Source organism: Maribacter sp. MJ134, assembly GCF_003970695.1.
In the GTDB taxonomy this organism is placed as follows: domain Bacteria; phylum Bacteroidota; class Bacteroidia; order Flavobacteriales; family Flavobacteriaceae; genus Maribacter.
In genome coordinates this window covers 433,566-458,098 of the sequence record NZ_CP034570.1, presented here as the reverse complement: position 1 = coordinate 458,098, position 24,533 = coordinate 433,566, and the positions used below count along the sequence as shown (strand labels likewise).

General features: G+C 39.6%; 25 protein-coding genes. 6 read left to right on the top strand and 19 right to left on the bottom strand.

Going from position 1 to position 24,533, the window contains the following annotated elements; genetic code table 11:
- Positions 1-175 precede the first annotated feature (175 nt).
- Entirely contained in the window at positions 176-1,747 is a 1,572-nt protein-coding gene (locus EJ994_RS01915) for an IS1182 family transposase (protein ID WP_126590956.1), read from the top strand.
- Between the two features lie 92 nt (positions 1,748-1,839).
- On the opposite strand, the gene EJ994_RS01910 is transcribed toward EJ994_RS01915, so the two are convergent.
- The 14 genes from EJ994_RS01910 to recR all read right to left on the bottom strand — a co-directional run bounded on the left by EJ994_RS01910 (position 1,840) and on the right by recR (position 13,504).
- The gene (locus tag EJ994_RS01910; protein WP_126590955.1) at positions 1,840-3,075 is read right to left on the bottom strand and encodes a hypothetical protein; all 1,236 of its coding nucleotides are present in this window, start codon (positions 3,073-3,075) and stop codon (positions 1,840-1,842) included.
- A gap of 73 nt (positions 3,076-3,148) precedes the next feature.
- On the bottom strand, positions 3,149-4,825 hold the full coding sequence (locus tag EJ994_RS01905; RefSeq protein ID WP_126590954.1) for an amidase family protein: 1,677 nt from the start codon (positions 4,823-4,825) through the stop codon (positions 3,149-3,151).
- Between the two features lie 4 nt (positions 4,826-4,829).
- Positions 4,830-5,711: a DUF2911 domain-containing protein gene (locus tag EJ994_RS01900; RefSeq protein WP_126590953.1), complete on the bottom strand. Its 882-nt coding sequence runs from the start codon at positions 5,709-5,711 to the stop codon at positions 4,830-4,832.
- Entirely contained in the window at positions 5,708-6,670 is a 963-nt protein-coding gene (gene ftsY / locus EJ994_RS01895; RefSeq protein ID WP_126590952.1) for a signal recognition particle-docking protein FtsY, read from the bottom strand. Before ftsY ends, EJ994_RS01900 begins: the two co-directional genes overlap by 4 nt.
- Before the next feature lie 85 nt (positions 6,671-6,755).
- Entirely contained in the window at positions 6,756-6,908 is a 153-nt protein-coding gene (locus EJ994_RS01890; protein WP_099574373.1) for a DUF4295 domain-containing protein, read from the bottom strand.
- A gap of 39 nt (positions 6,909-6,947) precedes the next feature.
- A complete protein-coding gene (rpmG, locus tag EJ994_RS01885) occupies positions 6,948-7,130 on the bottom strand; it encodes a 50S ribosomal protein L33 (protein ID WP_099574372.1) in 183 nt (60 codons plus the stop codon).
- 20 nt (positions 7,131-7,150) lie between these two features.
- The gene (gene rpmB / locus EJ994_RS01880; protein WP_099574371.1) at positions 7,151-7,387 is read right to left on the bottom strand and encodes a 50S ribosomal protein L28; all 237 of its coding nucleotides are present in this window, start codon (positions 7,385-7,387) and stop codon (positions 7,151-7,153) included.
- Between the two features lie 69 nt (positions 7,388-7,456).
- Positions 7,457-8,704: a competence/damage-inducible protein A gene (locus tag EJ994_RS01875; protein ID WP_126590951.1), complete on the bottom strand. Its 1,248-nt coding sequence runs from the start codon at positions 8,702-8,704 to the stop codon at positions 7,457-7,459.
- Entirely contained in the window at positions 8,704-9,042 is a 339-nt protein-coding gene (locus EJ994_RS01870) for an Hpt domain-containing protein (protein ID WP_126590950.1), read from the bottom strand. The genes EJ994_RS01875 and EJ994_RS01870 overlap by 1 nt, the downstream gene beginning before the upstream one ends.
- Complete coding sequence (locus EJ994_RS01865) at positions 9,042-9,653, bottom strand: fumarylacetoacetate hydrolase family protein (protein ID WP_126590949.1); 612 nt, start codon at positions 9,651-9,653, stop codon at positions 9,042-9,044. Before EJ994_RS01865 ends, EJ994_RS01870 begins: the two co-directional genes overlap by 1 nt.
- A 9-nt stretch (positions 9,654-9,662) precedes the next feature.
- The gene (locus EJ994_RS01860; RefSeq protein ID WP_126590948.1) at positions 9,663-10,574 is read right to left on the bottom strand and encodes a carboxypeptidase-like regulatory domain-containing protein; all 912 of its coding nucleotides are present in this window, start codon (positions 10,572-10,574) and stop codon (positions 9,663-9,665) included.
- Positions 10,575-11,351 carry a 3'-5' exonuclease gene (locus EJ994_RS01855; protein ID WP_126590947.1) on the bottom strand — a complete coding sequence of 259 codons (777 nt, stop codon included), beginning with the start codon at positions 11,349-11,351 and terminating at the stop codon, positions 10,575-10,577. It abuts the gene before it with no gap.
- A 76-nt stretch (positions 11,352-11,427) separates the two neighbouring features.
- Positions 11,428-12,792 carry a dihydrolipoamide acetyltransferase family protein gene (locus tag EJ994_RS01850; protein ID WP_126590946.1) on the bottom strand — a complete coding sequence of 455 codons (1,365 nt, stop codon included), beginning with the start codon at positions 12,790-12,792 and terminating at the stop codon, positions 11,428-11,430.
- Between the two features lie 91 nt (positions 12,793-12,883).
- Positions 12,884-13,504, bottom strand: a complete 621-nt coding sequence (gene recR, locus EJ994_RS01845; protein WP_126590945.1) for a recombination mediator RecR — start codon at positions 13,502-13,504, stop codon at positions 12,884-12,886.
- Positions 13,505-13,572: 68 nt separating this feature from the next.
- On the opposite strand from recR, the gene EJ994_RS01840 reads away from it, so the two are divergent.
- Complete coding sequence (locus EJ994_RS01840; RefSeq protein ID WP_126590944.1) at positions 13,573-15,057, top strand: sodium:solute symporter; 1,485 nt, start codon at positions 13,573-13,575, stop codon at positions 15,055-15,057.
- Here EJ994_RS01840 and EJ994_RS01835 read toward each other — a convergent pair.
- The 4 genes from EJ994_RS01835 to EJ994_RS01820 form a co-directional block, all read right to left on the bottom strand.
- Entirely contained in the window at positions 15,054-15,413 is a 360-nt protein-coding gene (locus EJ994_RS01835) for a CoA-binding protein (RefSeq protein WP_126590943.1), read from the bottom strand. The genes EJ994_RS01840 and EJ994_RS01835 overlap by 4 nt on opposite strands.
- Before the next feature lie 390 nt (positions 15,414-15,803).
- Positions 15,804-16,814 carry a 3-oxoacyl-ACP synthase III family protein gene (locus EJ994_RS01830; RefSeq protein WP_126590942.1) on the bottom strand — a complete coding sequence of 337 codons (1,011 nt, stop codon included), beginning with the start codon at positions 16,812-16,814 and terminating at the stop codon, positions 15,804-15,806.
- Between the two features lie 89 nt (positions 16,815-16,903).
- Positions 16,904-18,214, bottom strand: a complete 1,311-nt coding sequence (locus tag EJ994_RS01825; protein ID WP_126590941.1) for an ABC1 kinase family protein — start codon at positions 18,212-18,214, stop codon at positions 16,904-16,906.
- A gap of 20 nt (positions 18,215-18,234) precedes the next feature.
- Positions 18,235-18,888 (bottom strand): TetR family transcriptional regulator C-terminal domain-containing protein, encoded by a 654-nt coding sequence (locus EJ994_RS01820; RefSeq protein WP_126590940.1) that lies wholly within the window; start codon positions 18,886-18,888, stop codon positions 18,235-18,237.
- Positions 18,889-19,230: 342 nt separating this feature from the next.
- On the opposite strand from EJ994_RS01820, the gene htpG reads away from it, so the two are divergent.
- From htpG to EJ994_RS01800, 4 genes are all read left to right on the top strand, one after another.
- The gene (htpG, locus tag EJ994_RS01815) at positions 19,231-21,120 is read left to right on the top strand and encodes a molecular chaperone HtpG (protein WP_126590939.1); all 1,890 of its coding nucleotides are present in this window, start codon (positions 19,231-19,233) and stop codon (positions 21,118-21,120) included.
- A gap of 126 nt (positions 21,121-21,246) precedes the next feature.
- Positions 21,247-22,623 carry a hypothetical protein gene (locus tag EJ994_RS01810; RefSeq protein WP_126590938.1) on the top strand — a complete coding sequence of 459 codons (1,377 nt, stop codon included), beginning with the start codon at positions 21,247-21,249 and terminating at the stop codon, positions 22,621-22,623.
- Positions 22,624-22,693: 70 nt separating this feature from the next.
- Positions 22,694-23,326, top strand: a complete 633-nt coding sequence (locus tag EJ994_RS01805) for an MOSC domain-containing protein (protein ID WP_126590937.1) — start codon at positions 22,694-22,696, stop codon at positions 23,324-23,326.
- A gap of 5 nt (positions 23,327-23,331) precedes the next feature.
- Positions 23,332-23,691 (top strand): MauE/DoxX family redox-associated membrane protein, encoded by a 360-nt coding sequence (locus tag EJ994_RS01800; protein WP_126593629.1) that lies wholly within the window; start codon positions 23,332-23,334, stop codon positions 23,689-23,691.
- A gap of 54 nt (positions 23,692-23,745) precedes the next feature.
- Here the strand turns inward: EJ994_RS01800 and EJ994_RS01795 are convergent, their stop codons facing one another.
- The gene (locus tag EJ994_RS01795; protein WP_126590936.1) at positions 23,746-24,330 is read right to left on the bottom strand and encodes a hypothetical protein; all 585 of its coding nucleotides are present in this window, start codon (positions 24,328-24,330) and stop codon (positions 23,746-23,748) included.
- Positions 24,331-24,533: the final 203 nt, after the last annotated feature.

Here is a 24,533-nt window from a genome sequence, read left to right as displayed (position 1 = left end):
ATTTTTTCTTGTCCAAAGCTAAATCCATAAGATTTAGCGACTTCATAAATATACACAGACCTTTAGATTTAGCCCCAAAGCCCGCATTACGTTTAGCCATTGTGCCTGTTGCACAAGTTAGGAAAAAAACGGGTCGTAATCATTGCCGATCGTGAGATGGATCGTAACTTTAGGTATGCAGGGAAAGAAGGACTACCAGGAAAAGCTGTTCGCGAGCTTCCAGCTCAGCGAACGTATACCAAAGGACAATTTTTATAGACGCTTAAGAGGTACAATCGATCTGGATTTCCTCTATCGGTTGACCAAGGGATATTATGGGGAGAGCGGCCAGAAGAGCATCGACCCGGTGGTTTTCTTCAAGCTGTGTTTGGTGGGCTATCTGGAGAACATCATCAGCGACCGCAAGCTTATCGACCATTGTTCTATGCGCTTGGACATCCTATTTTTCATTGGCTATGACATCGATGAGGAGCTGCCCTGGCACAGCACCATAAGCAGGACCCGTCAACTGTTCCCGGAGTCCGTTTTCGAGGAGGCGTTCACCAATATTCTGTCCATGTGCGTGGAGAGGGGTATGGTGAGCGGCCATACGCAGGCGATCGATTCGGCCCCTGTCAAGGCGAACGCAAGTATGGATACCTTGGAGCTGAAGGTGCCCGAAGAGGATTTGGAGGAGCATCTGAAAAAGATACGTGCGATCAGTTCAATGGACAGAGAAGGACCCCACCGTAAATCCAAGAACGATAAATCGGATGAAGGTCAACGGGGTATTACTGCGAGCAAGAGGGAACTTGACGCGATAAAGGGCCGTAACAAGAGATGGGCAAAAGACCAGGACCAACGTCCCGGTGCCGGGAACAAGGGGTCGAAATACACGAGCAACAAGACGCATTACAGTCCCACGGATCCCGATGCCAGGATAAGCGTAAAGCCCGGGAAGGCGCGCAAGCTGAACTACCTCTCCCAATTGAGCGTGGACACGGCGCACCACGTGATCACCGACATCAGGGCGTACCATGCCGACGGAAAGGACAATCAACAGCTACAGGATATCGTACCCCGCTTACAAAGAAGGTTATGGCAACAGGGTTTGGTGTTCGAGAACTGTGTGGCCGATACGGGTTATAGTAGCGGTGAGAACTATGCTTTTCTGGAGACCATGGGACTGAAGAGTTTCATTCCGCCCCACGGCACCTACAAGGGCGGTCCCGATGGGTTCGAGTACATCGGGGAACATGACCGTTATCTGTGTCCACAAGGAAAGGTGATCCCTTTCACCAAGGTTTTCAAGGACTACCGTACGGGAACGAAAAAGAAGGAATACAGGGCAAGGAAGCATGTCTGTACCGATTGTCCTATACGTAGCACGTGTCTGGGAAAGAGTGCACAGGAGAAGAAGTTCTCGGTGACCTATTACCGTGAAGAGTACGAACGTAATAACGAAAGGGTCAACAGTCCACAGGGGAGGTACATGAAGGGCAAGCGGCAAAGTACGGTCGAGCCCGTGTTCGGCACGCTCACACAGTTCATGGGGCTGAGGAAGGTAAATACCATCGGCCTTGCACAGGCCAACAAGGTGATGCACCTTTCGGCCATCGCCTACAATTTGAAGAAGTACCTGAAATTCGAACGAAAACGGGTAAAAAGCGGGGCGGGACGGCTTGCTTTGAAGGCATTGGCCAAAAGTGTGCTCCAAAACCTGTTTCAAGCTTCCATGACGCATCGGAATTTGGACTTCCGTTTCTGAGCCGACATGAAAAAAGCCCCTTAAAAAGGCTTAAACGGAGCTGTTTCATTTAGAATTTAAGCTTGTGCAACGGTCACCATTGTTAGCAATAGTTATTCTACGTACAGTTGAAATTTCCGCGCATCTCCATCTAGATTTTTCACAACAACCTCATATTCTCCTTTTCTTAAAGCAAGAAGGGCTAAATTAGTTTTGTTTTCAACTTCTACTATGTCCATTGGTACAGCTGTTAGAATATCTTCTCCTTTTTTGTAAACCAATACCATAATTGGAAATGAAATATCTATTTCTTTTAAACTTATTTGAGTTGGTTTATTTCCGTTATCAAATAACCAATTCGGTCTGCCATTTTCGTAAATAGTATTCGGGTGTAAAACTGCAATGTCGGAAAAGCTTTCTGCGTTTTCGTATTTCATGGGTTTATCGTTCGCATCTATTAGAACTGTCGATTCTGTTAAACCAAGTGCTTTTAATAGAGGATGATTGAATTCAGGTTTGCTTTTTTCCGAATAGTAAGCTTGATAGATGGTTAAAGGGTCAATTTCTGTGAATTCGGCTAGCCTACCTGCCATAGCCTTACCCCAAGCTGAATAGTTACCCTCAAGAGCATGACCAAATCCGCAATGTATTAGGAACTTTTCATTTGGTTTTTGTTCCATTACGTTTTGGATATTTCTTGCTTGTTCAATTTCTCTTTCTTTCCCATTTACGTCCGAAGTTTGTTCATATGAAAAGACATGATAACCAATTTCCAATGCGGTTCGTACCAAATCACCAAATTGTGGGTCTTTAATATAATATCCTGTTTTTTGGATAGGATATTTTCTGGAATTTAATGAGGAGTCTTGGTCTTCACCATTTGTTAAGGCTTCAAATCCAATGTTTTTATAACCATTGTCGTAGAGTCTTTGAAGCAATGACTTTGTAAAAACACGATGTCTAGAACTATGGTGTGCTTCATTTATTATCAGAACTTGATTTTGTTTAGCTTCTTCAATAATATAATCGTTAGCGTTTACTTTTTTGTAAATTCCATTTATTGAATCAATTTGAGATTGGGTGTAATTTTTTTCAGAAGTACCCATAGCCAAATCCCAAGTAGCCAAAGCTTTTTTGTAATTCCCTTTTGTAGCATAATCAGCCGCTCCGATTTGATACTTAAAACTGCTCCCAAATTTTGAATTTTCAATTGTATCTGATAAGATTTTGGTTTCGATTTCTGAATCAAACAGGTATTCTGTTTCAAAATCGATTTTTTCAAACTTTGCTTTGTCCTGTTTACATGAAACAACGACAGCAATCAATGTAAATGCTAAAATTCTTTTCATAATTATTGCTAACGACTAGATAGCATCATTGATGCTATCCCACTTGTAAGCTACTATTTTCTTTTAACAACTATTATTCATAGCCTTCCGGCATTTTCCTATTAGGGAATTCTTTTTCGTAGGCAGCGCCCAATCGCAATAAGGCTGCTTCCTTATAAGGCTTTCCTATAAATGTTAAGCTTATGGGCTCACCGGAGTTTTTGTATCCCATAGGAACTGTTAGCGCAGGATATTTTGCCACGGCCGCATAGCCCGCGTGATAGTTATTTATGGACAGAATAGCATCCAGATTGTGTTGTTCAAGGGCAGTATCAAAAAAAGTGCGTCCAGAATTTTCCAATCTTTTTTTTATGTCGGTTAAACCCTGTGCGGTGGTAGAATCGGTCAAAATTCCTTCGAACAAAGCCTGTCCGTAAGGTATTCTAGTCAAGGTATCTTCCTTATTAAAGGCAACGGCATCGGCAATGGATGCAATCTGTACGTGTTCGGAATTTGTGTGTTTTGCTAAATAGGCAGGCAAATCGTTCTTCATATCCAAATTCAGAATACTTAAAAAGCCATCCATGTTAACCTCCGGCGGAGTAAACGCAATGACCGTTGCTCCTAAAGTTCTTAATTTTTCAATGGTGGCACTGTACATAGAATCACTTTCCATTAGGGAAGAAAAAGCACCCAAGCGCATATTCTTAAAAGCGGTAGGATGTAGCCCTGCAGAAATAATTCCCGGATATTCCTCTTTAGTAGATTTTGGGTCGCCCTCGTCAAAACCGGTCATGGCGTCCAACAATATACCATTGTCTATGGTATTCTTAGTCATGGGACCGGGAGTATCCAAGGTGCTGGAGATAGGGACAATACCCGTTCTGCTTAACAGTCCTATAGTCGGTTTTAGCCCTACTACGGAATTCTGACTACTTGGAGATAATATCGAGCCCGAGGTCTCTGTTCCCACCGCAGCTACTGCATAATTCGCAGCTATCGCCGTACCACTTCCGGAACTGGAACCGCCTGTTTCAAAGATGCGCCTTCCATAGGGGTTTAACGTTTGACCCCCGACCGCACTATACCCTACCGGACAACCGGAACACAAAAAATAGGCCCACTCACTTAGGTTTACCTTTCCCAAAATCAACGCGCCGTTCTTTTTTAATTGCTGTACGATGAAAGCATCTTCCGTTTCATTATCCATCAAAGCAATAGCCCCAGCAGTGGTTCGCATACCTGCCGTATTTATATTGTCCTTCAACAAAATGGGCATACCGTAGATGGGGTGCCGCGCACCGGGAGCGGTACCTTTTGCCATCATTTCGTCCAATGCTCGTGCTTGCTTTATTACATCTTTGTTGAGCGCAATGACCGTATTCAAGGTCGTAGTATTATCCAACTCGTACTTGTAGATGCGATATAAATAAAATAATACCAACTTTTCGTAGGTGAGGAGATCACCTTCTATACTTTTCCGAATCGAAAAAATATTTTGCTCCAATATCAAGGGCTTCAGGAATTCATACTCCTTCTCGGTCATTTTGGAAACTTCATCATACAACGGAAGAAACACATCATTTTTATCCAAAACTTTGGACTGAATCAATTTATAACGCATTCTTCCCTTTTCGTGATCTGCATTGGACGCGACCTCAAGAGAATCGTTATAGGGTTCCCAAATACGTTGTTGCTTCTCATCAACCTTAGCGCTATCCTTACAAGAAAATAGTAGTCCAACAAGAAGTACTAGCAATGCCTTTTTCATGCTATCAGTTTTTTTGTTTTAGTTTTTCGTTCCAATCAATACTATTCTTCCGGTTCATACGAACGAACTCGTCTTTTCCTAAACTTTTAGCAATTTCGAGCGATTTTTCGGCTGATTGTATGGCCCCCTTGTAATCTCCCAATTTTGCTTGAACCAAAGATTTGACCCTATGAAAATAGTAGGTATCCCCACCAAGTTCAATTGCCTTGTTCAAATACGTTAATGCTTGTGGTAGGTTGCTATCCTGCTCTTGATAATACCTGGCAATTTCATAATAGGTCTGTGCGGTTGGACTGCCTTTCAATTTATCCTCTATCTGCGCTTCCATCAACCCTTGGGTATTGAAGGTCATTGGCAGACTTACTTCGGTGCCGGCCCAAAGTAGGTTTAGTGTAGCCGTATGGTGTGTAATGTCATCAAAGTATATCAAAAAATTCTCTTGATAATTCAAGGTTTGTTTGGGGTGTACTATGACCCTAAGGGCATCTTCCTCAGGATTGTAGGCTGTTCTACCGTCTCCCCAATGCGTTGTATTGTTATGAAAAACAAGCTGCCACTCGTTCGCCTCAGGAAATGCATAAAGGGCATACGTGCCTTTTGAAAGGGAATTCCCTAGAATATTCACATCTGAATCGAAGGTTATTTTGGTCGATTCGTTGGCGCCCACTCGCCAAATACGGCCATAAGGCACCAAAGCGGGTTGGCCATCTGCCCTATTTCCAAATATAGTTCTGCCGTGAGCAGCGGGCCTTGAATACGTTATGGTGATTTTAGAGAGTCCTACGGTCTGCTCTATTTTGGATAAGGGACTAGCCTTAGGATGGTTTATTTGGGAGAAACCGTGATAAAAACAAACAACTAGAATAAAAAAGGCTATTTTTTTCAATGCTTCATATTAAAAAAAGAATCTACGAATTCATGCTTATTGAAAACCTGAAGATCTTCAATTCCTTCTCCGACCCCTATATACCTCACGGGAATTTGGAATTGGTCGGAAATTCCAATGACTACACCTCCCTTTGCAGTACCGTCCAATTTTGTAACGGCCAGGGCAGTCACTTCCGTGGCTTTGGTAAACTGTTTGGCCTGTTCAAATGCATTTTGTCCTGTTGACCCATCTAAGACCAATAAAACTTCATGGGGCGTATTTTCCACAACTTTCTGCATTACTCGTTTCACCTTAGTGAGCTCATTCATAAGGTTCACCTTATTGTGCAATCTCCCGGCGGTATCAATGATAACCACGTCCGCATCTTGAGTAACGGCAGAGCTAAGGGTGTCAAAAGCAACGGAGGCCGGGTCGCTTCCCATTTGTTGCTTTACAATGGGTACGTCTACCCTATCTGCCCATACTTGTAGTTGGTCTATAGCTGCCGCCCTAAATGTGTCCGCAGCACCTAGAACTACTTTTAAACCTTGATTTTTAAATTGATGGGCCAATTTACCTATAGTAGTGGTTTTACCGACTCCATTAACACCGACCACCATAATCACGTAGGGTTTTTTATCCTTTGGAATATGGATTCCCGCATCTTCCACGGTATTTGTTTCGGATAATAGCCCTGCTATTTCTTCACGCAAAATATCATTGAGCTCATCCGTACCCATATATTTATCCTTAGCTACCCGCGCCTCAATGCGTTCAATAATCTTTAGCGTGGTGTCTACACCAACATCGGAGGAGACCAGGACTTCCTCTAAATTATCCAATACGTCATCATCTACTTTGGACTTGCCTGCAACCGCTTTTCCAAGCTTGGAAAAAAAACTTGTTTTCGTCTTTTCCAAACCCTTATCCAAGGTCTCTTTTTTATCTTTTGAAAATATCTTTTTAAATAAACTCATCGTATCAGCAATAGTTGGTCAAATATAAAAATTAAAAAGCCCCTTTCATCAGAAAGGGGCTCAATAACTTATAAAAGAAAGTTTCTTATTTTTTAGCAATCCACTCATTTACCATTTCTGGAGGCATGACCGATTCTACAAAAACGTAAGCACCAGTTTTTGGTGACTTTACCATTTTGATTGCTTTTGTTAGTCTTTTTGAGCTGGTCTGTAAACTTGCTACCGTCTTCTTTGCCATGGCTAAATGTATTTATATCAAATCCACCGAGTGGAATTCTTATTTAATTTCTTTATGAACTGTCATTCGCTTCAAGATAGGATTGAATTTTTTAATTTCCATCCTTTCTGGAGTATTCTTCTTATTCTTCGTAGTAATATATCTGGAAGTTCCAGGTTGTCCCGACTCTTTATGCTCGGTACATTCTAAAATTACTTGAATTCTGTTGCCTTTCTTTGCCATTGTAATCTATAATTTAAAGGTTACTTTACTAACCCTTTAGCTTTTGCTTCTTTCAACACAGCAGAGATTCCTTTCTTGTTGATACTTTTTAAAGCTCTTGCAGAGACTTTTAAAGTTATCCAACGGTCTTCCTCTGGAATGTAAAATCTCTTTTTAGAAAGATTTACGTCAAATCTTCTTCTTGTCTTATTGATAGAGAAGGATACGTTGTTACCGAACATCGCTCTTTTTCCCGTAATTTCACAAACTTTTGACATCGTGTCGAATTTTTCTTTTAAACAGGGTGCAAATTTATATCATTTTTATCTCACAGCCAACATTCTCCTTCACATTTTTAAAATTTCTTTTTGAAGCAACTCAAAGGCCTTATTTACAGACTTTTGCACGATACGCTCTCTATGGTTTCCCATGTTGAACTGCGTTGCAAAAACACCGTTCGGGGATGCGATGGCAATGAAGACCGTACCTATAGCTGCGGACGAGTCTCCCTTGGTGGGTCCGGCGTTGCCTGTTGTGGCAATGGCAAAATCTGTTTTCAACAAATCCTTAACTCCAATGGCCATAGCTTTAGCAACCTGGTCACTTACCACGGAGTATGCGGCAACATCCTCTTTTGATACCCCGAGCACATTAATTTTCGCTTCTGTGGCATAACTAACTATACTCCCTTTAAAATAGGCTGACGCACCGGGGATTGCCGTAATATGTTCGGCAATTTTACCTCCTGTAAAACTTTCTGCCGTAGCGAGTGTAAAATTCTTTGACGTTAGTAATTTGGCAACGAAGGCTTCTATACTTTCCTCATCTTCGGTACCGTAAAGAATATCGTCAATTAACGGGTACAATGTATTTGAGGCTGCGTCTATGGCATCCTGCAATTCTTTACGGACTTTTCCTTTTGCCGTTAACCTGAGGCGCACTTTACCGAGATTGGGCAAATACGCTAGTTTTACGAAATTAGGCAATGCCTCTTCCCATTCCTCTATCCTTTGGGCTATGGCACTTTCTCCCAAGCCATAGGTAATTATCGTCTTATGAATAATATGAGGTCTTTCATAAAAGCTTACCAATTTAGGGATAACAGCGTCCTTCATGATATTCTTCATCTCAAAAGGTACGCCCGGCATAGAAATAAATGCGGTGTTTTCTTCATAAAACCACATTCCGGGTGCTGTACCATAGCTGTTTTTAAGCACTTCCGACTTGCTGGGGACTAAGGCTTGTTTCCTGTTCAAATCTGAAATAGGAGTGCTGATGTGTTTTGCAAAAAGTTCTTCTACATGGGCCAATACCTCAGCGTTTTCTACCAAGGTATCATCAAAAAATTCACAAAAGGTATGTTTGGTAATATCGTCCTTAGTGGGTCCTAGACCACCAGTGACTATAACGATATCAGCGTGGGAACGGGCATCTGATAGTGATTGCAGGATATGCTCCCTATCATCTTGCACAGAGGTAATCTGATATACGGATATTCCTATTTTGTTTAGCTCCTTAGCTATGAACGCTGAATTGGTATCTACGATTTGACCAATGAGAATCTCATCCCCAATGGTGATAATTTCTGCAAGCATTACAAGTTAAAATCGGTTTTAAGCTCACCGATAACTTGATGAATATCTGCTTTGAGCGAAGGTAACAGCTTTTCAATATCCTCCATATTTGCTGCTTGTTTCCCCAAGGTCTCCATCTCCAATGCAGCAGCTCGGGTCTGCTCCATACCCAGTAAGTCTACATTTGGCTTTATCTTATGTGCCAGTTGATAAACGCTTTCATGATTTCGTTCTTTCAACGCTATTTCCAAAGCTTCCAAATCTACAGGAACCTCTTCAAGAAATACCGAAATGACCGAATTAATGAAGTCCTGGTCACCATCCGCCATTTCATTAAGCTTATCTAAATTATAAATCATTATTTTATTTTTACTGTGAAGAGTTCCTCGTTTTCCAAACTACCCGTAAGGTAATCATTTGCGTTTACTTTGCCAACACCGGCGGGTGTACCAGTGAAGATAACATCTCCCTTTTTGAGCATAAAGAACGTAGAAACATAGGCTATTATTTCATCAATCTTCCAAAGCATTAAATTGGTATTTCCGGACTGCACTACCTCCCCATTCTTTAAAAGTTTAAAATTGAGCTCGTTAAGGTCTTTGAATTTGGTTTTCGGAACCCAATTCCCTATTACGGCAGCCCCATCGAACCCTTTGGCCTTTTCCCATGGCAGTCCCTTCTCCTTTAATTTTGACTGTAAATCGCGCGCCGTAAAATCTATTCCCAGACCTATCTCATCATAGTAGGTATTCGCAAATTTCTCGTCGATATGCTTTCCTACTTTTTTAATCTTCACCAAAACCTCGACCTCGTAATGCACATCGTTCGAGAATTCCGGGATATAAAAATCCTGCTCTTTGGGCAAAACTGCAGAATCTGGCTTTATAAAGACCACTGGTTCCGATGGTCGTTCATTCTTTAACTCCTCTATATGATCAGTGTAATTACGGCCAATACATATTATCTTCATAACGGACGATTATTTTTCTTTTGAAAGTTTAAGGGTTATCGCAGGTATTAGATTTTGGTTATTGCCAGGAGCTTTAATACTAAAGTCCGACCATTCTCCCAACCCGTACACCATAGTTCTATAGTTCTGGTTTTTTTGATATACCGCAGCAAAGGTCGGTGCAAAACGGTCTTCTGTGATTTTCTTTTTTGATATGGGATGTTCAAAAGTATTGGCATACCAATTAAAAGGTAAAAAAAGCCACTCTAGCCCTATGTAAATGCCATCCTGAGGAACTTTAATGCCGATACTGGATAAATCTATTGACACGAAATCTTCAGATTCCGTTGATTCCAGAATAATACTTTTAAGCACCAAATCCCTATTAGGCTTCTTAGTCACTTCATCTACGTCATAGATACGTAGCCTAAATTTTGAAGAGGTTCTTTTAAACCTCGTTTCATTTTGCACGTGTATGGTAATCTTATCTATGTACTTCTTGGCAGCTCCAATATTCGGGAAATAGGTAGCCAAGACCCAAGGTGTAGCTGAAGAGGAAAAGCCGCTTTTGATATCATAAGAACTAACAGGGTTCAGGATGATAACGTCTCCAAGACTCTTAGAAACAACTACCTCGTCCAGTTCATAAGTATCTTCTTGCAGGAGTATTTTTTTATTGTCCAAAATAATTTTTGCAGGAAGAATAGTATCCTTATATCCCAAAGAAGATATATGTACTTTTTTCTCTACATAGGATTCGGGGACGTCAATGTAAAAATGACCTTTTTCATTGCTAGATGTTCCTTTCAGTGTATTTAGAAAACTAAGATTGGCGTACGGAATTGGGTTATTATTCTTTCCATCTAAAATATGGCCCTCTAACAGCACATCTTGAGCAAAACCAATATTAAAACATAATAATAACAGCAAGAGCACTCTCATCTAGCCCAGTTTATTATTGAATTTACTTAATTTGATTTGGGTAAGAATTTTTTTGGTGTAAAGCGGAAAATCAGCATTAAGAATCCAACCAAAATAACCAGGTTCCTTTTCCAGGACATCATGTACTTTTTTGCCTTTATGTTTACCGAACGAGAAAATCTCTTCTCCATCCTTATCCAAGGCAATAAAACCCGCAAAATCTACGGACTGTTTTCTTCTTGAGAACTCCGAGAGTTTTTTGATGTTGTTTTCCAATTCAGGATACCTATCCAATTGGGAAAGAAGCACTTCATAGGTAGCTTTGGTATCCGCTTCAGCGCTATGCGCATCCGTTAGGTCCTTATCGCAGTAGAATTTGTATGCCGCTTCCAAGGTTCGCTTTTCCATCTTGTGAAAGATTGTCTGCACATCTACCGAAACGGTATTTTTCATATCAAAATCGATATCGGCTCGGAGCATTTCCTCTGCCAACAAGGGAATATCAAAACGGTCCGAGTTAAACCCACCCAAATCGCAATCCTTTACCATGGCGTAAATATCTTTGGATAGTTCTTTAAAAGTAGGTTCATTAGCTACCTTCTCATTAGAAATACCATGTACTGCAACGACCTCCTCGGGAATGTGCATTTCAGGGTTAACCAACCAAGTCTTACTTTCTTTATTTCCGTTAGGAAAAACCTTAAGTATGGAAATCTCAACGATGCGGTCCTTTGCAACGTTTACTCCTGTGGTCTCTAAATCAAAAAAACAAATAGGTCTTGTGAGTTTCAACTCCATTTTCGGGACTTTTTACAAAGATAGGAAGAAACTTAGTGAACCGTGTTACCCTTAAATGATGAAACTAGGACTATTCTTATATTTCCCGGTTGATGTCCCAGGCTTCCAGGTAATCCGCAACCGCCTTTGCGAACATACTGCCCAAAGCACCATTTACCACTCTGTGGTCATAACTATGGGAAAGGTACATTTTACTTCGAATACCAATAAAATCGCCTTCACTGGTCTCAATGACAGCCGGAATCTTACGAATGGCCCCTAAGGCCATGATTCCTACCTGAGGCTGATTTATGATGGGAGTGCCGAATACACTGCCAAAGGTACCTACGTTGGTAACGGTGTAGGTACCGTCTTGAACTTCGTCTGGCTTAAGCTCATTATTTCTAGAACGATTAGCCAAATCATTGACCACTTTTGCCATACCCACCAAATTTAACTGGTCTGCGTTCTTAATCACTGGTACGATGAGGTTGCCGTCCGGAAGCGCCGCGGCCATTCCTATGTTTATATTTTTCTTTTTGATAACACTATCCCCGTCCACCGAGATGTTCATCATGGGGTATTTTTTTAACGCTTTGGCGATAGCTTCCATGAAGATAGGTGTGAAGGTCAGTTTCTCACCCTCTTGCTTCTCAAACGAAACTTTCATCTTGTTTCTCCAGTTGACAATATTGGTGACATCTACTTCTATAAAACTTTGCACATGGGCAGAAGTAGAAACACTATCTACCATATGTTTAGCGATGAGTTTACCCATTCTGGACATGGCTATAACCTCGTCCCCGCCTGAAACTTTGACAGGAGTCACTTTCTGTGCCGTTTCTTTGGGTGTATCCATGGCAACCGTCCGTACTTCTTGTTGAACAGGAGGTGTATCTGCCGGTACCGGCCCACTGGTGGTTACTTCCGGTTTTCCTTTCTGCTGCACGTAGGCTAGAATATCGTTCTTGGTAACCCTACCGTCCTTACCGGTACCGGATATAGACTCTAATTCCGAAAAAGATACCCCTTCTTCCTTCGCAATATTCTTTACTAAAGGCGAATAAAATCGCTCGGAACTAGCGTAATCTGGCGTGGGATTACCAACCGTGTCCTTGGCCGTGGACAAAGCTTGCTCAGCCGCGGCGACCATTTCTTCCTCCAAGGCCTCTTCCTCTTCCTCTTTTTCTGCTTCTGGAGCCTGTGGAGCCTCTGCACCATCGTTTAATTCTATTACAGCAACAGTATCACCCACCTTAATAACATCATCAACTTGAAACCGCTTTTCTACCAAAACTCCGTCTACTTCACTAGGGACTTCACTATCTACCTTATCCGTAGCAATCTCAAAAATTGCCTCATCCATTTCAATGGTATCCCCAACTTCCTTCAACCAAGATGTTAATGTCGCTTCCGCAACACTTTCTCCCATCCGTGGTAGTTTTAATTCAAATTTTGACATATCAATAATTTACTGCTGCTTTGAAGTACTTTTTTTGCAAAAATAATAAAAAATATAGCCTTTTATTACTGTTACGGCATTATAATATTTATTAATTGTTATTGAAGGAACCTTCGAAAGGCACCCTGTTGAGAATACTTCTTCCTAAGGTGACCTCATCTGCATATTCCAATTCGTCTCCCACCGCTATTCCTCTTGCAATAGTTGACGTCCTTATCTTGAATTCCTCTATTTGTCTAAAAATATAGAAATTGGTGGTGTCCCCTTCCATAGTAGAACTTAACGCAAATATCAATTCATTTATTTCACCTTTTCGTACTTTAGAAACAAGGGAAGCGATGGTCAGATCTTGAGGACCTATTCCTTCCATAGGGGAAATTTTTCCACCGAGTACGTGATACATTCCACGATATTGCCCTGTATTTTCTATGGCCATTACGTCTCTTATATCCTCAACAACACAGACCAAAGAAGCATCCCGTTTAGGGTTGGCGCAAATTTCACAGTGTTCGGTGTCCGAAATATTATGACAGTTTTTACAGAATCTTACCGTGCTTCGTAATTGAACCAATGCACTGGACAATTGTTCCGTTCGCTGCTCGGATTGTTTTAATAAATGGAGGACCAAACGAAGTGCCGTTCGCTTACCGATACCTGGTAGTTGCGACATTTCGTATACGGCATTTTCCAATAATTTTGAAGAAAATTCCATTCACTGAATTTTCTCGTAAAATTACGCACTATTTTTACTTTTTGTACTTTGCCCGTAAATTATTTCCAATGAACGCTTCCCATATATTGCTTTTAATCGGTGGTTATTTTATTCTATTACTTCTGATATCATATTTTACGGGAAAAAATGATTCCAACGAAGATTTTTTTAAAGCGGGAAAACAATCACCTTGGTATCTAGTCGCATTTGGAATGGTAGGTGCCTCCCTATCCGGTGTTACCTTTATCTCGGTTCCTGGTTGGGTAGATGCTTCACAATTTAGCTACATGCAGGTGGTCTTCGGATATTTCTTGGGCTACCTTATTACCGCATACGTGCTATTACCCATATATTACCGACAGAACGTTACCTCCATTTACGAATACTTGGACAACAGATTCGGTTTTGTGAGTTATAAAGTAGGTGCCATTTCATTCTTTATCTCCAGAGTTTTGGGAGCCGCATTTAGACTATTCCTAGTAGCAATCGTTTTACAGCAGTTCGTATTCGATTCGTGGAACGTTCCGTTTGAAATTACCGTAACACTTTCCATTCTTTTAATTTGGATATACACTTTTAAGGGTGGTATAAAAACTATAGTATGGACCGATACGTTGCAGACCTTGTTCATGCTTGTCTCGGTAGGGTTATCTATCTATTTTATCTTGAACAAATTAGAATGGAGTTTTTCAGATTTTCTGATGTCTCAAGAGTTATCTGCCTATAGTAAAACCATTTTTACGGATAATTTCTTTGCTAAAAACCATTTGATAAAATCATTTTTGGGAGGAATGTTCGTCACCATTTGTATGACAGGATTAGACCAAGATATGATGCAAAAGAACCTTACGTGTAAAAACCTAAAGGATGCACAGAAAAATATGGTTTCTTTTAGTGTAGTACTCGTTTTGGTAACCTTTGTTTTTATGTTGTTAGGTGCCCTATTGTTCATTTACGCCGAAAAATTTCAGATAGCAATTCCTTTAATGGACGGAGCCCCAAAGTCCGACTTACTCTTTCCGGAAATTGCCTTGAACAGTGGACTAGGAATAACCGTAGCCATAACATTTATGTTGGGTTTAATTGCAGCGGCATATAGCAGCGCCGATAGTGCCCTAACTTCACTGACCACTTCTTTCTGCGTAGATTTCTTAGGCACTGAAAAGAAATCTGAAAAGGAGGCTAAGGCCACGAGGAGAAAAACTCATGTTGGAATGAGCATACTGCTCATTTTGGTCGTCGTTTCCTTCAAATATATATTGGACCGAAACGTAATAGATGGTCTGCTTACAGTGGCTTCTTACACTTACGGGCCCTTATTGGGACTTTTTTCCTTTGGCATTTTTACGAATTACCAGGTTAAGGATAACTACGTCTGGTTGGTGGCCTTATTATCGGTCGTTGTTATAGTTATTCTTGGAAAAATTCCGGCAGAGAATTTGGGCGGTTATGTCTTTGGATACGAACTTTTGCCCATTAACGGTTTGCTTACATTTATTGGCCTATGGTTCATTCGGAAAAAAACAGCTGGAACAGCTTTGACTAATTCTTAGTATTGACCGGTGGCCAGCAAAACTAATGTACAGGCCACTTCTACCTCTATGTTACTTTCTTTCAATAGTTTATAAAATTCAGGGTTCTCCGTTCCAGGATTAAAAATTACGCGCTTGGGATGCAATGCCAGAATGTCCTTATAATATTGCTTTTGTCGCTGTGGATTCAAATACAACGTTATTGTATGAATATCTTGGAATTTATCTAAATTGGTATTAACTTGAACTCCCCCGATATTACCACTTCTTAAACCAAAAGCTTCGGTTTGGATTCCTTTATTTACCAATCTTTTTACAGCAATATTGCTGTAACGCTCTGATTTTAAAGAAGCTCCGAAAACGAGTGTTTGTTTCATATGTTATCAGCGTGTTAAACTTTGTGTAATTTGTAACTATTTACAAAAAATTTCGTCTCTTAGTAGACTATTAAAAGTAAGGAAAAGTAAAGTCTAAATAGTAAATAATTTAAAGATGTTGATAACGCTATATATTTATAGTTAATGGTTAGTGTTTAGTATAGCCTATCAGCGCAGAAACCCGAGCGGATGCTCGGGTTTCGTTTTTTAAAGCAGTATAAATTCTGGACGTTTCAGTTAAGTTTGCGTTAAAGCCAAACTGTAACGTAACATTTAAGCAAAATAAGAGTCTATTTAAATAAGATTGGTATTCTCTAAGCTTAGATTGGTTGGTTTTTAAGTGTAGAATTTCAATTTTAAGGAACCCGTGACAGTGTCACGGGTTTTTATTTACCATCTAATTATGGCGCTACCCCAAGTGAAACCGCTTCCAAAAGCGGCCAAGACCACAAGGTCACCAGAATTAACCTGCCCAGATTCCCAAGCCTCCGTAAGCGCTATAGGAATTGAGGCCGCTGTGGTATTACCGTACTTCATTATATTGTTGAATACTTGATCATCGGTAAGCCCAAACTTCTTTTGAATGAACTGCGAAATTCTCAAATTAGCTTGATGCGGCACCAGCAGATCAATATCCGTTGGCAATAATTCGTTTTTTCCTAATCCTTCCATAATAACTTCGCTAAAACGAACGACTGCATTCTTAAATACAAATTGGCCGTTCATATATGGAAAATAAGATTCGTCATTGGGGTCGTTTTCATCTATGATATCCGTGACCCATCTTTTACCCATTCCCGGAGCTATAAGACTAAGTTCTTCTGCATGTTGCCCCTCAGAATGTAAATGTGTGGATAAAATACCTTTGGTCGTATCTTCTTCTCTACTAAGCACGGCCGCTCCGGCACCATCACCAAAAATAACCGATACACCTCTACCTCTGGTTGACATATCTAAACCGTGGGAATGAAGTTCTGACCCAATAACCAGGATGTTCTTGTACATGCCACTTTTTATATACTGGTCCGCTACCGAGATACCATATATAAATCCGGAGCATTGATTGCGTACGTCCAAGGCGCCAACGGTATCGATGCCCAAATCTCTTTGAACCAAAACTCCAGGCCCAGGAAAATAATAATCTGGACTCAGTGTGGCAAAGACGATAAAATCAATATCGTTCTTATCTATTCCTGCCCGCTCTATAGCGATCTTTGCAGCTTTTACACCCATTGTCGTTGTGGTGTCTTCACTACCCTTTACAACGTGTCTTCTTTCTTTAATTCCCGTTCTTTCTTGAATCCATGCGTCATTGGTGTCCATTACTTTGGACAAGTCATCGTTTGTTACCACATTCTCCGGAACATAGTAGCCTAAACCTGTAATTTTAGAATTATACATAAGAAAGTTTTTTTAGTAATTGTTCTAAATCGTACTGCAATATAACCAACAATTCCCGAGCAGGGAGAATTTAACGCGTACGACGTTTCTTAAGAAAGGTACTGCTTATAGTTATTCACTTTAATGTTTGCCTTAAGGTCATGTAGTAAATTATAAAGGCCAAAAAACGTTCTGTTCATATAGAGGAAATGTTTAGAGCCTCTATTGCCATTCATTTTCCTAATCTCCTTATCGGAAGCGTAATGTTCGCTCAATGCTGCAATCTTGTTCCAGAAATCCCCATTACCAAAATCAAATGTTTCTTCGTGAAAGGGAGAAGTGAAAAGACTCAGCATTTCATGAAAAAGCTCTTTAAAAAATTTTATTTCTTCTCTGGTATCCGCAGGGATTAGAATTTCTAACTCGTATAATTTTTGCGTAAATACCGTATCATTGGAAATATTGTCCTTTTTAGCCAGTTCAAAATAGGGAACATAAAAAGAATCTGGCACCTCTTTAATACATCCGAAATCGATAGCTATTAATTCTTCCTCTTTATTTATCAAAAAATTTCCAGGATGTGGGTCCGCGTGCACTTTTCTGAGCCCATGGATTTGAAACATATAAAAATCCCAAAGTGTCTGCCCCAACTTATTACCCAGTTCCTGCGAAAAATCCGTTTTGGCAAATTCACTTAGGTGTACTCCGGTCATCCAATCCATAGTAATGATCCGCTCACTGGATAAATTTTCGTAATATTTAGGAAAACGTAGGCCCTTGATAGCGCTACAAGCTTCGGTAATTTCTTTACTTTGTTTGATTTCTAAAAGATAATTGGTTTCTTCTATTAACTTATCCTCGACTTCTCTAAAATACTTGTCGGAGTCTTTACCTTTCAGATTAAACATGCGTATGGCTATTGGTTTCACCAAAGCCAAGTCACTACTAATGCTTTTGGCAACCCCGGGATATTGAATTTTAACCGCCAACTCTTTCCCATCTTTGGTAGCTTTGTGCACTTGACCGATACTAGCAGCGTTAATAGAATTTTTTTCGAATGTGTCAAAAACCTCTTCGGGAAATTCCCCTTGGTAATTTTTAAACGTTTTCCTTACCAAAGGAGCAGATAATGGCGGTACGGAAAATTGCGAAAGCGAAAACTTCTCTACGTAGGCATTAGGTAGCAGATTCTTTTCCATACTAAGCATCTGCGCCACTTTTAGCGCACTACCCTTAAGACTCTTTAATCCGTCATAGATATCCTCCGCATTATCCTCGTTCAGTTCATCCTTGGTAGTTTCTGAATTGATAAGTTTTTTGCTGTAGTATTTGGCGTAGTTGCCGCCTATCTTAACACCCGTTTTAACAAGCTTACTGGCTCTTTCAATTTTCCCTGTAGGTATTTTATCAAGTGTCTTCAATAGTCTGTGTACTTTAAAGTTTAAGCAAAAGTTTCTTTGTAAAGAAATTTACCGAAGTCAACGATATTTTCTAACGGGGTGTTATCAAAAAGGTCAAAAATGGTATTGACGGATTTTTCAATGGCCATATCGGTTTTCTCAAATCTGGCCGAATCATCGTTCATCCAAAACTTTAATATAAATAGGAACTGCAACCACGCTCCTTCGGAGAATAATTGCGGGTTATGCTTCGTTATTTTAAAGTTTTTCTCGGCATTGCCATCTTCAATTAAATCTTTTGCAAAACCCTTTACATGCTTTCGAAGCCCTTTTAACCGTTCTAGGTTTTTCAAAGAATTTTTCTCTTGACCTAGCACAAAAAGAACATAACTTCTGTTCAGCGTCATCATTTCAAAAAAGGTATAGAAGAAAGTCAGCATTTTGTCCTTGTTACTGAATCCCTCGTATTCCTTATTCTTCTGCATAAGATTCATGGTATTGGTGAAGAACTTTTCCCATATCCCCTTTTGTAGTCTTTCCAAAGAACCAAAAAAGAGATAAAAATCTTCTTCCTTGATACCGTTGGCCTTACAGAATTTATAAATGGATTTAGGAGTCTTCTCGTGCTCCAGCACGTACTCCATATACTTGGTAATAATGATATCCTCGGTTATCTTTTTTGCTTTGGTAGCCATAGCTGTGTTTTTATTACTCAATTTACGACACCTGTCTTAAATAAAAACAGGTCTGATAAAGTTTAGGTATCATTTAACAAAAACGTGCTTTCACTGAAAGCACGTTTTCTAACAACCTAACCAATAAATAATCATAACGTGATTATACTTTTAGAATCTTTTTCATAGCAATTCTTTTCTAATCACATTACAAATATAGCATTGTTTAACTTTTATTAAAAAAAATTAAACAGAAAATTTTGTTAAACTTTTTACGCCATACTATGTCAGTTTGTCATCGTTCTGTAGTGTGGTATTTTTTTTGACAATAGGTAATGGTAAAATTTAAAATACAATTGAATTATGGCTACAGGTAAAATAAATGTTTCGGTAGACAACATATTTCCGCTTATTAAGAAATTCTTGTACAGCGATCATGAAATTTTTCTCAGGGAGTTAATATCCAATGCAACGGATGCAACCCTAAAACTTAAACACCTAACTTCTATTGGAGAGGCCAAAGTAGATTACGGCAACCCCATCATTGAGGTAAAGGTCGATAAGGAGGGCAAGAAACTTCATGTGATTGACCAAGGTCTTGGGATGACGGAAGAAGAAGTGAAGAAATACATTAACGAAGTTGCCTTTTCCGGAGCAGAGGAGTTTTTAAACAAGTATGAAGATTCTGCCAAAGATGCAGGCATTATAGGTCACTTTGGTCTAGGTTTTTACTCTGCCTTCATGGTAGCGGAGAAAGTTGAGATTATAACCAAAAGTTTTAAGGATGAACCGGCCGTTCACTGGACTTGTGACGGTTCTCCTAAATTCACGACCAAAAAATCGAAAAAAGAAACCAGGGGAACAGAAATCATCCTTCATATTGCCGAGGATTCTACCGAGTTTCTGGAGGAGCATCGCATTACGGAACTGTTGAAAAAATACAACAAGTTCATGCCAGTTCCCATTAAGTTCGGAATGAAAACCGAAACCTTGCCAAAACCAGAAGGTGCAAAAGAAGAAGACCCTGCTCCTACTAAAGAAGTGGATAATATTATCAACAATCCTAATCCGGCGTGGACCAAACAACCTGCGGATCTAAAGGAACAGGATTACAAGGATTTTTACAGGGAGATGTACCCCATGCAATTTGAGGAGCCTTTATTCAACATTCATCTAAATGTTGACTATCCATTTAACCTAACGGGGATTTTATATTTTCCAAAGCTCACCAATGACCTTAACGTTCAGAAAGATAGAATTCAACTCTATCAAAATCAGGTATTCGTTACCGACAACGTAGAAGGCATTGTACCAGAGTTTTTGACCATGCTGCGCGGTGTTATCGATTCTCCGGATATTCCTTTGAACGTATCTCGTTCTTATTTACAGGCAGACGGCGCCGTGAAAAAGATTTCATCTTACATTACACGTAAAGTTGCTGATAAGTTGAGCTCTTTGTTCAAAAACAATCGTGAGGATTTTGAGGCAAAATGGAACGATATTAAAATCGTAATCGAATACGGTATGCTATCAGAGGACAAGTTCTTTGAAAAAGCGGACAAATTTGCACTTTACCCCACCGTAGACGGTACTTTTTTCACTTTTGAAGAACTTCAGGAAAAAATTAAGGGGTCTCAGACAGATAAGGATGATAAGACCGTTATTCTTTACGCTTCGGATAAGGAAGCACAACATAGTTACATTGAAGCCGCCAAGGCTAAAGGTTACGAAGTTTTGTTGTTAGACTCCCCTATCATTGGTCACCTACTGCAAAAACTGGAAACCTCCAAAGAGAAAATTTCCTTTGCACGTGTGGATGCTGACCATATTGATAAACTCATTCAAAAAGAGGAAACACAGATCTCTAAATTATCCGACGAGGAGAAGGAGACGCTTAAAACCGAACTAGAAAAGGTTATTGGCGAGAAAAGTAGCTACACCGTGCAACTGGAAGCTATGGATAGCGACGCCTCTCCCTTTATTATCACTGAACCAGAGTTTATGCGCCGTATGAAAGAAATGCAGCAGACCGGTGGTGGTGGTATGTTCGGTATGGGCAATATGCCAGAAATGTACAACCTTATCGTTAACACCAATCATGAATTGGTGGGAGAAATACTAAGTACAAAAACCGCTAAGAAAAAAGAGCGTTTAATTAATCAGTCGCTGGATTTGGCAAGATTGTCAAAAGGACTTTTAAAGGGCGCCGAGCTTACCGAGTTTATAAAGCGCAGTTACGAGATGGTGAAGTAAAATCATTTTAAATTAGAGCATAACAGACCGCTTCAGTTACATGAAGCGGTTTTTTTATGTCTTTATATCGTATTGCATATTACACAATTTACCCATACTTTTCTTCTATCAATACATACCAACCAGATGCAGGACAAGAAAAGTGGAATTAAATACGAGGAGATATTAGATGAGCTGCAAGTACAAAGTTGGCAATTAGAACTGGTAATCTCCGGTTTTGCAATCTTTGGTCTATTCAGCGCTTTGGAACCTTTACGTGAATTTGCCGTTGCTAAAAGCTTTGAAGGAAGTAATTTTCAATCTATTTTCATTAAGACCATACACATCACCTGCATTCTTGCTATTTTCAACCTTATACTTCACGTTCTTTTGAGAGGATTGTGGATCGGTGCAGTTGGGATACGGTCTGTCTCTGGCGATATCGATTTTGACGAACTAAACATTGCCGATATATTTAAAAAACATCTGAAAAAGCGTATTGGCTCATTTGACAAATACATCATCAACTTGGAAAATTATTCCAGTATTCTTTTTGGGGTCACCTTTTTAATCGCTTTTATTACCATTGCCATATCACTTAACTTTCTCATATTTCTATTTTTCATGTTCTTTTTAGCAGAAAATGATTTTCTGCCGTTCGAGGTCAAGGCTATTCTTGGTTTTACCTTATTTCCGGCATTTATTATAGGACACCTTATTACCATAATAGATTTTATAGTTCCTGGTATCGTAAAGCGCTCTAGGGACGTGGCCAAAGTGTATATGCCCGTCTACAAGGTTTTTAGCGTACTTACCCTCTCTTTCATTTATAGGCCTATCCTATATAACTTGCTAGACAATAAATTCGGAAAGAAAATCATATATAGCTTAATACCAATCTATGGCGTTCTAGTATTGTTCTTTTCTTTAGAAATGAATCCGAGTAACTTTTTCGACGCAAATGAAAGCTCATCCACAGCATTTGCCAATAGACGCAATTACAAAGATGTGATCACGAAGAACAAAGAATTTTTGCGAAGTACAGCAATACAATCAAAGACCATTACCGATCCCTTTCTACACATTACCATTCCCTATCGTAAATTCATAGAAGATGATATTATTGTTTATGATTCCCTTTTAAAACCGGAAACGGATGAGAGAACATACAAGACAGGTATCGATTTCATAAAGTTTTCAAGGGAAAAAGACACTACCAAAATCAAAACGGAGACGTATCTAAAGACCATCAACGAAATGTTTCATTTTCAAATTGATAGCGCAACCGTAGCGAGTGATTTATTGCTGACAACCAATGACAATTCTAGATTAGACCTAGAAATGTTCATTGACCTCATAGGTTACAAAAGGGGCAAACACTTACTTTCGATTAAAACCAAAAAATTTAAGACCGATACCATTGCTTCAGAAGATTGGGTGTCAATTCCATTTTGGTATTTCCCTGAAGACAATAGAACTACCCTACCGGCCGATATACGAGTAGATTCGCTAAGTACTAAATAATCATCATAACTAATCAAATTATAATTTGAAACCCCCTTTGAAATAGAGGCTGGTTTTATATCTTCACGGTATGAAGGTCATTGCCACAAACATTGGAGAAGCGGTCACCGTTGAATGGAACGGTAAAAACGAACAGACCGGTATTTTTAAATACCCGACGGAAGCACCCCTGTATTTATCCAAGAACGATGTTAAGGGAGATACCGTAATAGACCGTGTTCATCATGCAGGAATCAATAAGGCCTGCTATCTTTTTTCGGCAGACTACTATCCTTACTGGAAAAATTTGTATCCTAAATTAAAATGGGACTGGGGCATGTTCGGAGAAAACCTTACCGTCCAAGGTCTAGATGAAGATGAGATAAGGATAGGGAATGTCTATCGTTTGGGTTCTGCTTTGGTACAAGTGTCCCAACCAAGAGAGCCCTGCTATAAATTGGGTATTCGCTTTGGCACACAAGAAATATTAAGGCAATTTATTGCGCATAACCATCCCGGCACCTACGTTAAGATTTTAGAAGAGGGAACGGTTACTGCGGGGGATTCCTTGGTCTTGGTAAAAGAATCTGAAAATACCTTAACCGTAAAGAATTTTTACGAGCTGCTGTTTACGAGACAAAAAGATAAGGAACTTTTGGCCCTGTTCATGGATAACGATGCGGTTCCCCAGTATAAAAAGGACCGATTTAAAAAATACATTTAATGCAAATATCTTTTCCATGGCATTTATATGTAATGGCCGCCCTCTATATATTTGCCGGTCTGATGCATTTTATTAAACCTAAAGTTTATTTGAGAATCATGCCCAGGTATTTACCGAATCATAGGGCCTTGGTACTATGGAGTGGAATAGCGGAAGTGTTCTTGGGTGCAGCCTTGTTGTTTAGACCCACTAAAAATTTTGCCATTTACGGTATTATAGCAATGCTCCTTATCTTTCTGCTTGTGCACGTTTATATGCTTACCGGTGAAAAACAGGCAGCAGGTATCCCTAGATGGATTTTAGTGCTCCGTATTCCCTTACAGTTCGCACTCATGTTTTGGGCTTTCTCTTATTTAAAATATTGATAAAACAAAGAGGGGACGCGCCCGTCCCCTCTTTTCCTTGAAATTTAACCTAACTTAATCAACTGTAAAATCTTCTGTATAGGTAGCTGTACTATCCGTAATTACTACTGTATAACTACCGGAAAAGGCATCTGAAAAATCAAACGCTTTTTCTACTATTAATTCTTCATTTCTAATTTCTGAAAAAACCAATCTATAATCCGCATCGTAAACCTTAATCTCTACAGGAGTTTTTTCCAAGTTTAGGAAGTTCATGTAAATCTTGTTCTTTGTCTTTCTAAAGTAAGGCTTTACACGCTCTTCCGTATCCAAAATTCTAAGAACATTATCCGCTATGACCATAGTGTACATGTAGTTCTTGAAATTATCCGACGTGTAAAAGTAATATGTTCCGTCGTTCAAGTTCCTTAAATCAAACTTTTTACTGATGGTGCTATTGGTAATAGTTTCAGCATATATAAGATTCATATCGGCATCTACTAAACGTACGGATAAATCCTCAGAACTGTTCTCTAATGTTAATAGTAAACTCTTAGCTTTAGTAAGCGCTACTAGATTTAATTTCGTTTCTTCTGCCAAGCCAACTACTGTAGAAAGCATTAAGGCAACAACTGTTGTAAGTTTTAAAATTGTTTTCATAATAATCTGTTTTTAAGATTAATAAATAGTTACAAGGCAAATTTAGGTCCGGTCCTAGCTTCTCACTACATGATATTTTCCCATTTTATGTTCTATTTTAACAACGATTACCCCTTCATTTATTTAGATGGTTAATATTGCACATATTATTGGTAATTTTGTAAATATTCTTAAAACCTTTGTTGACTAATTTTATATAAAAA